11 protein-coding genes are annotated in these 14069 nt (G+C 44.3%); 5 read left to right on the top strand and 6 right to left on the bottom strand.

Annotation, left to right across the window (positions count from 1 at the left end):
- Nucleotides 1-324 precede the first annotated feature (324 nt).
- A complete protein-coding gene (locus ACQY1Y_RS00055; protein WP_430014637.1) occupies nt 325-2061 on the bottom strand; it encodes an IS1634 family transposase in 1737 nt (578 codons plus the stop codon).
- 100 nt (nt 2062-2161) lie between these two features.
- On the opposite strand from ACQY1Y_RS00055, the gene ACQY1Y_RS00050 reads away from it, so the two are divergent.
- Nucleotides 2162-2317: a DUF29 family protein gene (locus tag ACQY1Y_RS00050; protein ID WP_353847178.1), complete on the top strand. Its 156-nt coding sequence runs from the start codon at nt 2162-2164 to the stop codon at nt 2315-2317.
- A 149-nt stretch (nt 2318-2466) separates the two neighbouring features.
- On the opposite strand, the gene ACQY1Y_RS00045 is transcribed toward ACQY1Y_RS00050, so the two are convergent.
- Complete coding sequence (locus ACQY1Y_RS00045) at nt 2467-4197, bottom strand: calcium-binding protein (protein ID WP_430013708.1); 1731 nt, start codon at nt 4195-4197, stop codon at nt 2467-2469.
- A 256-nt stretch (nt 4198-4453) separates the two neighbouring features.
- Between ACQY1Y_RS00045 and ACQY1Y_RS00040 the strand changes: the two genes are divergently transcribed.
- A complete protein-coding gene (locus tag ACQY1Y_RS00040) occupies nt 4454-6253 on the top strand; it encodes an acyl-CoA dehydrogenase family protein (protein ID WP_430013707.1) in 1800 nt (599 codons plus the stop codon).
- Entirely contained in the window at nt 6231-6593 is a 363-nt protein-coding gene (locus ACQY1Y_RS00035) for an acyl carrier protein (protein WP_430013092.1), read from the top strand. The genes ACQY1Y_RS00040 and ACQY1Y_RS00035 overlap by 23 nt, the downstream gene beginning before the upstream one ends.
- Before the next feature lie 412 nt (nt 6594-7005).
- Here ACQY1Y_RS00035 and ACQY1Y_RS00030 read toward each other — a convergent pair whose 3' ends face one another.
- The 3 genes from ACQY1Y_RS00030 to ACQY1Y_RS00020 form a co-directional block, all read right to left on the bottom strand.
- Nucleotides 7006-7629: a cytochrome c oxidase subunit 3 gene (locus ACQY1Y_RS00030; protein ID WP_002738397.1), complete on the bottom strand. Its 624-nt coding sequence runs from the start codon at nt 7627-7629 to the stop codon at nt 7006-7008.
- A 122-nt stretch (nt 7630-7751) separates the two neighbouring features.
- The gene (ctaD, locus tag ACQY1Y_RS00025) at nt 7752-9428 is read right to left on the bottom strand and encodes a cytochrome c oxidase subunit I (RefSeq protein ID WP_002738565.1); all 1677 of its coding nucleotides are present in this window, start codon (nt 9426-9428) and stop codon (nt 7752-7754) included.
- A 29-nt stretch (nt 9429-9457) separates the two neighbouring features.
- Nucleotides 9458-10423, bottom strand: coding sequence for a cytochrome c oxidase subunit II (locus ACQY1Y_RS00020; protein WP_002778178.1), 966 nt, complete (start codon nt 10421-10423; stop codon nt 9458-9460).
- 314 nt (nt 10424-10737) lie between these two features.
- Here ACQY1Y_RS00020 and ACQY1Y_RS00015 point away from each other — a divergent pair, with 314 nt between their 5' ends.
- A complete protein-coding gene (locus ACQY1Y_RS00015; RefSeq protein ID WP_430013706.1) occupies nt 10738-11658 on the top strand; it encodes a COX15/CtaA family protein in 921 nt (306 codons plus the stop codon).
- Nucleotides 11659-11671: 13 nt separating this feature from the next.
- Entirely contained in the window at nt 11672-12622 is a 951-nt protein-coding gene (locus ACQY1Y_RS00010) for a heme o synthase (protein ID WP_016516960.1), read from the top strand.
- 112 nt (nt 12623-12734) lie between these two features.
- Here ACQY1Y_RS00010 and dnaA read toward each other — a convergent pair whose 3' ends face one another.
- Nucleotides 12735-14069 (bottom strand): chromosomal replication initiator protein DnaA, encoded by a 1335-nt coding sequence (gene dnaA / locus ACQY1Y_RS00005; RefSeq protein ID WP_002792753.1) that lies wholly within the window; start codon nt 14067-14069, stop codon nt 12735-12737.

Below are 14069 nucleotides of genomic sequence, written 5' to 3'. Positions count from 1 at the left end.
ATCGGGTAACACTTTTAGGACTATTTTGTCGAAGAAACTATCAGTATAGACCTCGTTTCCACACAGAAACCAGAAGAGCCCCTCTATTAAGTACCTAAGCAAAATTAACTACACATATCTAACCACCTCTTGCCTCCTGCCTTTTGCCTTTTGCCTATCTTCACTAGGAAATTAATTTTGCACGACTACTTATCATTATGTCAGATCATCAAGCTAGTTATGCCGTCAATGCAATGTTAGGTCGATTGTATTTCTGGACTTCCCCGTTGACAAAAGGCCATAACCTGTGCTGTAGAAGGGATTAAGAGAATTTCCGCCGCCCCGTTACTGGGTACAAATCAGGGAAACTCCCAATAAATCTAACGCTTTTTGTTGCAGTTGGGTCGGTCGAGTTATCTTAGAAAAACGATAACTTCCCTCCCTAATCGTACATTCCACTGTATTCAAGCAAATTGTCCCCAGGTCTTCCAACAAAGTCCGAAAGCTATGCACAGGGAGGTTCTCTTGATTCCGTTTTTTTCTCTCTTTAGACTGAGCGGATTCACTGCGACTCGCTTTAATCACATTCAGAGAACCATCATCAATTTCTTCATCCTCAAATAACAAAGGAGCCAAGCACTGTTTTAAATGCCATTCCACATAATAAGCCAACATACATAAAAAGATATGAGCTTTGACTCTATCACCCTGATAATGATATATAGGACGTACCTTTAAATCAATTGACTTATAACAGCGAAATGCCTCCTCCACTTGAGACAAACTTTTATAAGCTTTAACCGTCGTCGCTGCATCCATCAAAGTTGACTCCAGAGAAGTTCTTAACACATACACACCATCCAAAGCCGTTTCTTGAGCGATTAATTCCCGCTGACGCTGATAAGAAAAGCCTTCCTCTGTTATCTCTAAGTTATAGTATTTATTGACCTTAAACTGATTAAGAACCTTGCCCACTCTCAAAGCTATCTTATCTTGACCCTTTAAAGCTCTTTTCTCCCTTTGAGTCGCCTGAACAATCAAATCTAGTTCCTTCTCTACCGCTTCTAATAATGCCTCTCTTTGTAGTTGATTTTTCTGGGCGATTAAGGGATTCCGACAAGCAATTAATCTTTCATCGGGATAATCTTCACTCTCAAATTCCACCAAGTTTACCTGATCAAATAATCCTAATTGAATCACTTCTACCTCAGCCAGTTTCCGAATTTGAGGCTTAGTTAAACCAGTAATATAGTCTAATCCTTCTATGGGTTTTACTAATTCGTTGATTTTCGAGTTGGTTAAAATTCCTCTATCGCTTACCCAGACAACATTCTCAATCCCCCAACCCTTTCTGACTTTCTCAATTTGTCCGCTTAAAGTAGCACCGTCTGAAGTGTTTCCTTCAAATACTTCTACCGCTATCGGACAACCCTTAGCTGAACAGAGCAGACCAAAAACTATCTGAGTTTTCCCTTTCTTTTTATCTCGGTTATAACCATATTTTCCCAGTTCACAACCATTTCCTTCTAGGTAGGTAGAAGTGACATCATACAAGACTAATGTTCCTGATTCTAAGTGTTTAATTGCTAGGTGCTTCTCAATTTTCTCTTGTTTTTCTAATAACCAATCTAAGGCGTTATATAATTCGTCTTCATCGGCTTTCTCTAAGTCTAACAATTGTCCTAAACTCTGACTACAAGTCTCGCTATTAAACCCTCTCGCTGTGGCTAGTTTCGATTTAGGATTGATGATTCTTGCCACAATCATCGCCACCACTAAGTTTCTGATTCGTGAGGATTTTTCACTGATTATTTTATCTAAACCTAATTTTTTAATCGTCTCTAAAATAGCCATTACATGACCATGAGGAAGACTTCTAATCACTTCAAAATGATTGGGAATGCCTTCAGTCATGGACAGTGTTGCGCCTTTAAGAGCCAGTTTCAGATTGTCGATAATATCATCGGGTAATTTTGAGAGATTCGCCAGGGTTCTTTTTTTGACTTGATCTCCTTCTCGGTAGGACTCCCGAAGAAGAACGGCGGGGGGGGAATTACGGTTAGGAACTTTTTCTATATACATGGCTATCATTCTAGCAAATAGAGAGAATTCTTGTCCATTAAGAAATGTTACAAATTACATGGGTACATTAAGAAAAGTTAAGGGGCGTATCCATTGATGGATAAGGGTTTTCGGCTATTATAGTATATATGTATGGGGGAAGTTCAGTTATCAAAAAGCTCTGGGAAAAGCGAGCCGCAAAAGTGGATTAACTTTACCAGTGGATTGTCCTTGGACAATTGAGAAAATTCTTGATGAGGATTCGTTACCTGGTTAATACATACTCAAAAATAATGCTGTTTTTGAAAGGATTAATATCGCTGTTAAAGTTGGGATTTTTAGTGACTGAATGATGGGGGGCCGACAAAAAAACCCCGCCGTTAGCGGGGGACATGGCATAGTTTTCCTGTGATGCCTAGCTAAGACTTACACCCCGTAAACGAAGTCAGCATTAGTCATGCCAGCTGCAGCACCAGCCCCAACATTGGCAATTAGGTAACTACCGACGACGTCGGAATCGTTATACCAGATGTCGCCGTTGCTAGTGTTGACGTAGATGCCGGAGGAGTCTCCCAATACTCCCCCAGTCAACCCAGCTCCCTGGAAGAACTGGGCAGCGTCAAGGACACTTCCGTCCACGTTACCACTATTAAAGAGCAGACCCTTGATCCCCGGATTAATGGCACCGGTCAAAGTGCTGTCAAGACTGTTCGCCAGAATGATCGTGTCAGCGGGTACAGAGAAGTCGGTGATCAGATCACGGTTCGCTACGTTGTCGAGCCTGAAGAAATCGTTTCCAGCACCACCAGTAAGAGTATCCAGACCCAGGCCACCATTGATGGTGTCGTTACCAGCTTCACCGAAGAGGGAATTATCCGCAGTGTTCCCAGTGATGGTGTCATTGCCAGCAGTGCCAATTAGATTTTCGATGCTGACCAATGTATCTGTAAAGACAGAATTACCGGGGAAACTAACTACACCCGTTGATAAATTAGCATTGATCGGTCCCCAATAGAAAGCATAGGATGTCGTGTCATTTCCCAGACCCCCATCAATGGTATCAAAACCAAATCCACCGTCTATCCAGTCATTACCAGCGCCGCCAAATAATTTGTCGTTACCATCGCCACCATTGATGCTGTCGTTACCAGCTTCACCGAAGAGGGAATTATCCGCAGTGTTCCCGATGATTGTGTCATTGCCAGCAGTGCCAATTAGATTTTCAATACTGATCAATCTGTCTGTAAAGACAGAATTACCAGGGAAACTCACTACACCCGTTGCTAAATTAGCATTGATCGGTCCCGAATAGAAAGCATAGGATGTCGTGTCATTTCCCAGACCTCCATCAATGGTATCAAAACCAAATCCACCGTCTATCAAGTCATCACCAGTGCCGCCAAATAATTTGTCGTTGCCATCGCCACCATTGATGCTGTCGTTACCAGCTTCACCGAAGAGGGAATTATCCGCAGTGTTCCCGATGATTGTGTCATTGCCAGCAGTGCCAATTAGATTTTCGATGCTGACCAATGTATCTGTAAAGACAGAATTACCGGGGAAACTCACTACACCCGTTGCTAAATTAGCATCGATCGGTCCCGAATAGAAAGCATAGGATGTCGTGTCATTTCCCAGACCCCCATCAATGGTATCAAAACCAAATCCGCCGTCTATAAAGTCATCACCAGTACCGCCAAATAATTTGTCGTTGCCATCGCCACCATTGATACTGTCGTTACCAGCTTCACCGAAGAGGGAATTATTCGCAGTGTTCCCGATGATGGTGTCATTGCCAGCAGTGCCAATTAGATTTTCAATACTGATCAATGTATCTGTAAAGACAGAATTACCAGGGAAACTCACTACACCCGTTGCTAAATTAGCATTGATCGGTCCCGAATAGAAAGCATAGGATGTCGTGTCATTTCCCAGACCCCCATCAATGGTATCAAAACCAAATCCACCGTCTATAAAGTCATCACCAGTGCCGCCAAATAATTTGTCGTTGCCATCGCCACCATTGATGGTATCGTTGCCATCATAGCCATAAATGGTATCATCCCCCCAGAGTCCCGAATACCATCCAGTGACTCCTGCTGATGCAGAAGATGGAGTAATGATGTTATTAGAGCCATTTCCCGTAACTAGGGGCATAATTTAGTCCTTCTTAAAATTACATAATTTACACCCTGTGCAACTGTATTTTTAGTCTTGATTGCCAAGGCTTTCAGAAATCGGCAGAGATAAAGTATCCTCTGGAACCCTGATTCTGTCGTTTTTAGTTGCACATTGCGTAATTGTTGCCATTGTACGGCCAAAAGTCTAGAATGGTCATTAATTTTTGTGCATGGTCGGGTCTTCTAACCGAAGGCATTGACGAAAAGCACATCGTATCTGTCCTAGAGGCACTATGAAAAAGCTTAAGCAATACTGGACTGCTGAAGCACTGGAAAAAGACTTAGGCGATCCTCTCAATCCCGATAACCCTCTATCCTACAAGCGGGTGATCGAAATTGATGAGAGCGAAGAATTTCCCCACGAGGAAATTCGCTGGTTATACGACTGGAAACTCCAACACTACTACATTCCCACGGATTGCGGCGGTGAATTTACCTCTTTTGAGGAATTTGTCGCTTTTGTGCGGGTACTTTCCCGACGGGATCAAACTATCGGTATCGCTTTTACTACCCTATTCTGGTCGTTTTTAAACTGGATGGCGGGAACCCCAGAACAGAAACAGAAGCTCGCCCGTTTTATCATGGATGACTATGGGGCGATGTGTCTGGGTTACTCGGAAAAGGAACACGGCAGCGATCTGATCAATGGTGATCTGACCGCGACGAAGGTGGAAGGAGGTTATATTCTCAATGGGGAGAAATGGCCGATTAACCGGGCGACTATCTCTGGAATTTCCTTTATTTTGGCGAAAACCGATGCTAACGGCGGTCCGAAGTGTTTAACCCTATTTATGGTCGATAAACGGCAATTAGACCCCGAAAAATACTATAATTTGCCGAAAATATACACCCATGGTGTGCGGGCCTCGGATATGAGTGGCATTGGTTTTAAGGATTGTTTCGTCCCTGATTCCATGCGTTTACGCGAGGAGGGAGACGGTTTAGAATTAGCCCTGAAAGGTTTCCAGATTACCCGAATGTTGTGCGCTGCTTTTTCCCACGGGGCAGCCGATACCGCTTTAAGAACTACCCTCGGTTTTGCCGTTAATCGAGTAATTTATAACAAAAATGTGATGGATTTGCCCCAACCCCGGCGCACTCTCGTGGATGCTTTCCTTGACATCCTTATTTGTGATTGCGAGACGATTCAGGCTGCGAGAGGTTTTCATATTATCCCCGAACAGTTTAGCGTCTGGGCTTCGGTGGTAAAATATTTTGTTACTGTCCGTCTGGAGGAGATGGTTAATAGTGTTTATGTGGTCTTGGGATCGCGTTTTTATATGCGAGAAGAACACGAATTCGGCATCTTCCAGAAGCTACTGCGGGATAATTCGATTATCAGTATGTTTGACGGCAGTTCCATCGTCAATCTTCATGCTTTAATCCTACAATTGCGTCCTTTAACCAAATATCGGGCTAAACGCAACTCGCGCACCATGTCGGCGTTAAAAACCCGTTTAGAGGCGATTTTTAGCCTAGAAAAGTCAGTTCCTCCCTTTGAACCCAATAATTTAGAATTATTTGGCCGGGGAATGGATGATTCCCTGCAAGGTTTAGAAATTGCCCTTGATATACTGGAAGGATTGAAAAATTCTGACGAAGTGGACCCAGAGATATTAGAAAATCTATTGATGTTGGGTAATTTAGTTTTAGAGGAACTAAATGCTCACGATGAAAAGATTAGTCAATCGAAATTCGAGTATGGTCACGACCAATCACCCGAATTGTTCGAGATTGCCAAGAAATACTGCACTTTACACGCCGCTTCTGCTTGTTTACACACTTGGCTTTATAATCGTTCTATCTTGGGGGAATTTTTTGCCCGGGGGGAATGGTTGGTGTTGAGTTTACACCGATTACTGCGAACTCTGCGGCCGCTGCCTTACACTCTATCTGAGGTGTATGTAGAAAATGTTGCCCAAGAACTGCTGAAATTATATCAAGAAAATCAACATTTTTCGATTGTGCCTTTTCAATTAGCCCCTTCACAAACTACCGAGGAAAAAACCCATGAACTCCAGCTCCAATCTTAATAATCTGGTACAAAATTGGTTAGTTAAACAGTTAGCTGATCAGTTATCTTTGGATGCTAAAACAATTAATGTGACTGAACCTTTAACCCGTTATGGTTTAGATTCGATCGATGCAGTAACGATGGTGGGTGATCTAGAAGATTGGGTCGGTCAAGAGTTACCTTCTACGCTTTTCTGGGATTATTTTACTATTGAAAAAGCGTCTCTTTTCCTAGTAGAAAACTACGATCTTTCTAATCTTTCTGATGAGGAAACCCCCGCAGAAGTTGCCTCCGTCGCTGAAAAAGCTGAACCGGCCGTTAGTGGTGGCAAAGGTTGGAGTTTATTCGGTCGTCGTTAATTATCAGTTATCAGTGATCAGTTACCAGTTACGGCATTTCTCATAAAAATGAAGTATAACCTATAGGATAACTGCTGTAAATTGAAATACAGAAAAAAGGGCGATCAAGCGATCGCCATTTTCTCCTACTAAATAATACCAATTCTCCAAAGTCTGACTACAGAAGTTTAATCCCCCTAAATCCCCCTTAAAAAGGGGAACTTAAAGGGGGATTTAAATTCGATGTGTAGTTTTCATTTAGAGAAATGGTATAACAAAAATTAAGTAGCTGGTTATAATTAAATTAAAAATGGATTTTAGGTTCGATCCCCCCTGCCCCCCTTGATAAGGGGGGTGCCGATAGGCGGGGGGATCCCCCCTTAATCCCCCCTTGATAAGGGGGGTTATCTGACAACTTTTAACGCCTACCTACTTATCTCAAGATATACACCAGTAAAAACAGGATAATCCAGACCACATCGACGAAATGCCAGTATAATTCTGCCGCTTCGACACCAAAATGAGATTGACTAGAATAGTGGTCTTTTTGACGAGAACGCCAGAGGACAGATAGAATTAGCACTAAACCGAAAGTAACGTGGAGACCGTGGAATCCGGTTAAGGCATAAAAAGCGCTGGTGAAAACATTAGTTGTCAGACCGAATTCAGCGTGATAATATTCGTATCCTTGACCACAAAGGAAGATAATTCCCATTAGGGCAGTAATACCGAACCACAATTGTAAACCGGCGTTATTATTTTGTTTAATCGCCTTTTGTCCTATGTGCATAACAAAACTACTGGACACCAGAATAATCGTGTTAATTGTCGGTAGGGTTAATTCTAATTCTGGCGTGCCGGCGGGGGGCCAAACGGGTAACATGGTACGGTAGAACAAGAAAGCGGCAAATAAGCCTAAAAAGATGGAACTTTCCGCCACTAGAAACAAAACCACACCGAATAAGCGATGATCCGGGTGGCCATGATGTCCGTGTTCCACTGTTTCCTGATGATAATTGACAGAGAGTTGAGAATCTTCGAGCGTTGAACCTTGCATGATTGAATGTCCTTAGTTTACACAGGAGACGGGGAGCTTTTTGTCAGTGGGAAGTGGGAAGTGGGAAGCTTTTTTTCGGTAAACAGCAATCAGTGAACTGATAACTGATAACTGATAACTGATTATTGGGATTCAGCACCCACTTCAGCGAGGAGATCTTGTACTGATTCCGCTGCTTCCGATTCTTCCATATCAATACCGTAATCGTAGGGGCCGGACCAAAGAATCGGCATTTCCTCGAAATTCTCGATAATTGGGGGAGAGGAGGTTTGCCATTCTAGGGTTAAAGCGCGCCAAGGATTACGACCAGCCGGTTGACCTTTAAAGGCACTCCAGACCATATTAATAGCGAAGGGAATACTCGATATACCGAGAATATAAGCTCCTGCGGTACTAAGAACATTTAAATCCTGAAACTGCACATCATACAGGGCAATACGACGGTTCATACCCAATAATCCCAATTCGTGCATCGGCATGAAAGTTAAATTCAAACCGATAAAACTGAGAACAAAGTGGATACGACCGAGAGTCTCGTTATACATCCGTCCGGTCATTTTCGGGAACCAATGGTAAACGGCAGCAAACAGGGCCATTGCCGTACCACCAAATAGTACATAGTGGAAGTGACCGACGACAAAATAGGTATCGTGGACGTGGATATCGAAGGGAACAGAAGCCAACATAATCCCAGTCAAACCACCGATGAGGAAGGAAGACAGGAAACCGATCCCAAATAATAAAGACGTATTGAGACTAAGTTTACCCCCCCAAAGAGTGGCACACCAACTAAAGATTTTAATGCCGGTGGGAACGGCGATTAACATGGTTGCCGCCATGAAAAACATCCGTAACCAGCCGGGGGTGCCGCTGGTGAACATATGGTGGGCCCAGACGATTAAACCCAAGAAACAGATGGTGAGACTGGAATAGGCGATCGCTCGATAACCAAAAATCGGTTTACGCGCATGAACCGGTAATATCTCCGATATAGTGCCGAAAAAGGGCAAAATCATGATATAAACAGCAGGATGGGAGTAAAACCAGAACATATGCTGATAAACCACCGGATCGCCGCCGCCGGCAGGGTTAAAAAAGCTCGTGCCGGCGATTAAATCAAAGGACAAGAGAACGAGAGCAGAAGCGAGAACGGGAGTGGAAAGCAGTACCAGAGTCGAGGTGGCCAGCATTGCCCAACAAAATAGCGGCATACTGTACAAATCCATCTCAGGAATCCGCATTTTCAGGATCGTGGTGATGAAATTAATCGAGCCTAAAATCGAAGAAGTCCCGATCAATAAAAGGCTCAAAATCCACAATTCTTCCCCCCATTTGCCGCTAATTAAGCTTAAAGGTGGATAGGAAGTCCAACCGGACTGGGGTGCGCCGACAAAGAAACTGGATAATAATAGCAGCCCGCCGGGGGGGTTAAGCCAGAAAGCCACAGCGTTAAGACGAGGAAAAGCCATATCTTCGGCCCCAATCATCAGGGGAATGAGATAATTGGCAAAACCTGCCCCAACCGGAACGATCCAAAGAAAGATCATGATCGTTCCGTGCATGGTCATGAATTGGTTATATAGTTCTGGGGAGACAAAATCGGGGTCGGGAGTGGCTAATTCTGTCCGCAGCACTTCTGCGAAAGCACCGCCAATAAAGAAGAAAAGAAAGGCAGTCACCAGATATTGAATCCCGATGACTTTATGATCGGTGCAGAAAGTAAAGTAATCGGTCCACTTGCGGTGATGGATCACCTCGGGAACGGTTGCTGGGGTGGTTATTTCCGTTGATGCTGTCATAAGGCCAAGATTTTAGATGACAAGAAAAATTACATTTGCTGCTGATGGGCAACTTGGGCGAGGATTTCACCGTTTATGCCCATTTCTTCGGTGTAGGGGGTCAAATATTGACTATCAGAGCGATCTTTAGCGGTCATAGCTACAGTTCGATCGCTGTCAACTTCGGCGATTGTGTTATCCTGCACCCATTGGTCGTAATCGGCTTGGGAGTGAACTACAAAGCTAGATTTCATGCCGCCGTGATAGGCCCCGCAAAGTTCCGCACAAATGATCGGATATTGACCAATTTGGTTGGATGTGAACGATAACACCGTTTCCTGTCCGGGGATAACGTCCTGTTTTAGACGCAATTGGGGAACCCAGAAAGCATGGATCACATCCCCTGCTTCCATATTCAGTTGCACGGGACGATTGACGGGAGCGTGCAGTTCTCCGGAAACAATGCCGGTTTCGGGATAGGTGAAGATCCAAGCGTATTGAATACCTTTAACATTGACCACTAGGGGGGGAACTCCTTCACCATCGTAGGAATTGCCGATACCTAGGGCTACTCTGCGATCGCCGCCCATGGCCATCATCGTGCCGTGGTGATGACCGTGGTGGGCGATTTCTCCTTTGCCACCCTTGGAAATCAAGGGATCGAGACCGCCGATATTGTTATAAATCTCGAAGCTATAGACGGCAAGGATAAAAACGATTACCGTCGGGATGGCTGTCCAGAAGATTTCTAGGGGGACATTGCCCTCCACTGCCGGCCCGTCGGTTTGATCCCCCGGTTTACGGCGAAAGCGAATCACTATATAGATAATCACGCCTTCAACTATTAAAAATAGTCCCGTGGCGATGGTCATCATCAGATTAAAGATATTATCTATCTCCTGAGCATCTTCAGAAGCGGCCACAGGCATTAAGCCATGATTTTGGCCATACCAGAGACTAATTAAGGTTAAGGTGATCCCGAGTACGAGCGTCAGGATACTGCTGGGAATTTTCACGGTCTTTTCAATATTTTTAATAGTGGCTACTTATTCAAGGCTAAAACATGATTCCCCTATAGATGGGAAATTTAACCAGCATCTTCTGAGAATTTTATCTTTTCTTTGGGATCGTTTTCGGGGAAAGTATTTAAAATAACTAATTTTTATGTTTTATTCTGAGTTTATGTAAACAAATGTAACGGAAATGGCCAGAAATCTAAAGAATATCTAAAAGGTTTTACCAGTCGTAAAAAAACTCATTCACAGTGATAACTGACTGGCAAACCAAGCCAGGATCTTTGATGACAGACTCCTTGAGAACAGGCAAACCGATGACCGAATCTGTTTTTAACCCGACACCCCTAAGAGAAACCGGCAATATTCAGGTGTGGATGCGCCGCTTAGTCTGGAAAATTGCGATCGCTACTTTCGCCCTCATGGTGGTGGGCGCTGCCACCAGAGTTATGAACGCCGGTTTAGCTTGTCCCGATTGGCCCCTCTGTTACGGTCAATGGATTCCCAGTCAGCAGATGAATCTACAGGTATTTCTGGAGTGGTTTCATCGTCTCGATGCCTCTTTGATCGGGTTTAGTACGATCGCTCTCGTCGGTCTGTCTTGGTGGTATCGTCGCCATCTTCCTACTTGGCTGTTGCCATCTGCGATCGCCGCCTTGGCTTTAATTCTCCTGCAAGGAGTCCTGGGAGGACTAACCGTCACCCAATTACTGCGATTTGACATCGTAACCGCCCATTTAGCCACAGCTTTGCTCTTTTTTGCCACCTTAATCGTCATTGCTATCGGTCTGACTCCCTACCGTGGCACAGGTACGGTCGGAAAACTAACCGGGATGGGAATGGTCGCCACCAGTCTAGTTTATCTGCAATGTCTCCTCGGCGGTCTCGTCGGTTCCCGTTGGGCAGCCCATCAGTGTTTAACGGTTTCCCAACTCTGCACGGTGATGAATAGCCACATTATCGGGGTTTTTCCCGCCACTATCTCGGTGTTAACCCTAGTTTTCTTCGCTTGGCGAGCTGCCGCTATCCATCCTCTCCTCAAAAAACTAGCTTTTAGCGCCGGGGGATTAGTCGCCCTACAGGTGTTTTTAGGCGTTGCCACCCTGAAACTACATCTCCAGGTGGAACCCTTAACCATTACCCACCACAGCATCGGTGCGCTATTGGTGGGAACCCTCGTCGCTTTTACCACTTTTGCCCTTCGCGATCGTTCTTTCGCGCCTATAAGCCATCTCTAAGGATTTAATCACGATGACTGGAACTCAAGCCCTTCGCCACCACGATAATTTTTTACAAGTCGCTAAAAGTTATTATCAACTCACTAAACCGCGAATTATTCCTCTACTGCTGATTACCACGGCCGCTGCCATGGAAATCGCCTCTAAAGGTCAGGTTTCCCCCCTCTTACTCTTTCTTACTCTCCTCGGTGGCACTCTCGCCGCCGCCGCCGCTCAAACCTTAAACTGCATCTATGATCGCGACATCGATCACACCATGCTTCGCACCCGCGCCCGTCCTATTCCCTCCGGCCGCGTGCAACCCCTCCACGCCCTCATTTTTGCCCTCGTTTTAGCTTCCCTTTCCCTAGCACTTTTTGTCTTTTTTGTCAATACTTTGAGCGGATTTTTAGCAATGACCGGTATCGCATTTTATATGCTGATTTATACCCATCTGCTCAAGCGTCATAGTGTCCAAAATATTGTTATCGGCGGCGCAGCCGGCTCGATTCCTCCTCTCGTCGGTTGGGCGGCAGTAACGGGCGATCTCGGTTGGATTCCCTGGATTTTATTCGCCATTATTTTTCTTTGGACTCCTCCCCATTTTTGGGCTTTAGCTTTAATGATCAAGGATGATTATGCAGAAGTGGATATCCCGATGATGCCCGTAGTTAAAGGAGAAGAAGCCACTAGCGAACAGATTTGGCTCTATACTTTAATCGTCGTTCCTTTCACTTTCCTCCTGATTTATCCCTTGGCTGCCTGTGGTGTGGTTTATGGTCTAGCGGCTTTGGTTTTAGGGTTTGTTTTCCTGAAAAAAGCTTGGCAATTAAAACAGAATCCTTTTGATCGAGACATGGCTCGATCGCTGTTTAAATATTCCATTCTTTACATGATGTTATTATGTACAGCTATGGTGATCGATAGTTTACCCATGACCTCTCGTCTCCTCGCTACAATTGCCAGTTTATTCCCCTGTAGTTAATCTCAGTTATCAGTTATCAGTTATCAGTTATCAGATGTGAGTTTTCAGTTCACTGATTACTGTTTACTGAAAAACCCCATCTCCCCAATTCATAATTCATAATTCCCTCCGACTACTGATTGCGACTGAGGGAGTTAATTCGCTCGATTAGTTGCGCTAAGATTTCTTGTAATTGTCGATCTTGATGTTGGGAAAGGTTGATTTTATCACAGCTATAAATAACGGTGGTGTGATCTTTGCCGCCAAATTCTTCGCCAATGCGCGGTAAACTTAAATCCGTGTGTTGACGCATCAAATACATCCCAATCTGTCGAGCAAAACTAATTTCTCGTCGGCGGGAATTTCCCTTTAGATCAGCGATCGAGAGTTGAAATTTTTCCGCTACTACCGCCATAATAATCTCAGGAGAAGTGGCAATTTTGGCCATTGGTGGATTTAAAACCGGCGCGATATTTTCTACCGTCATCGGCAATCCGGAGATAGAAATATAAGTAGTAGCCCGGATTAATGCCCCCTCTAATTCGCGAATATTAGAAGTATAATTAACGGCAATATATTCGATAACTTCTCTTGGGAGACGCAGATTTTCGTACTCGGCCTTTTTTTGTAAAATTGCCATGCGAGTTTCGATATCTGGTGCTTGGATATCGGCCACTAATCCCATAGAAAAGCGAGAAATTAAACGATCCTGTAAACTGGGAATCTGTTTGGGGAGGCGATCGGAGGCTAAAACCACCTGTTTTCCCGCTTCGTGCAGGGTATTAAAGGTATGAAAAAATTCTTCTTGAGTGTATTCTTTTCCTTCAATAAATTGCAGATCATCCACTAATAATATGTCAGCATGACGATAATGATTACGAAAACTTTCCATACTATCTTGACGGATAGCGGTGATTAAATCATTCGTGAATTGTTCCGTCGATACATAAAAAACCTTGGATTGGGGATATAATTCCAGACGATAATGACCGATGGCCTGCATTAAATGGGTTTTACCTAATCCCACACCACCACAGAGAAAAAGCGGGTTAAATTCGCGTCCGGGTAATTCCGCCACCGCTAAAGCAGCCGCGTGGGCCATGCGGTTAGTTGGACCGACAACAAAACGGGAAAAATTATATTTAGGGTTAAGTTGATTACTGGGCGGTAATTCTGATTCTAAGCTACTGTTAGGCTGGAAAATAGCGATCGAATCCCCCTGTTGTGCCGTTAGTTGAATCTCGACGGGATAACCGACGATATCCTCCACTACTTCGGCAATTGTTGACAGATAATTTTTCTGAAGATGGTTAAGAATAAAGGGATTGGCAGCCTGAATTACTAAGCGATCGTTTTGCCATTCTTTAACCGTTGCCGTTTGAAACCAAGTCTCAAAAGCGGGACGGGTTAATAGTAATTTTAGACGCTCTAGGAGATTATGCCAAAGTTGTTGGGTGCTGCTATCCAC

This window comes from Microcystis ichthyoblabe FBCC-A1114, assembly GCF_050500245.1.
Taxonomy (GTDB): Bacteria; Cyanobacteriota; Cyanobacteriia; order Cyanobacteriales; family Microcystaceae; genus Microcystis; species Microcystis ichthyoblabe_A.
This window is presented reverse-complemented; position numbering and strand designations above follow the sequence as displayed.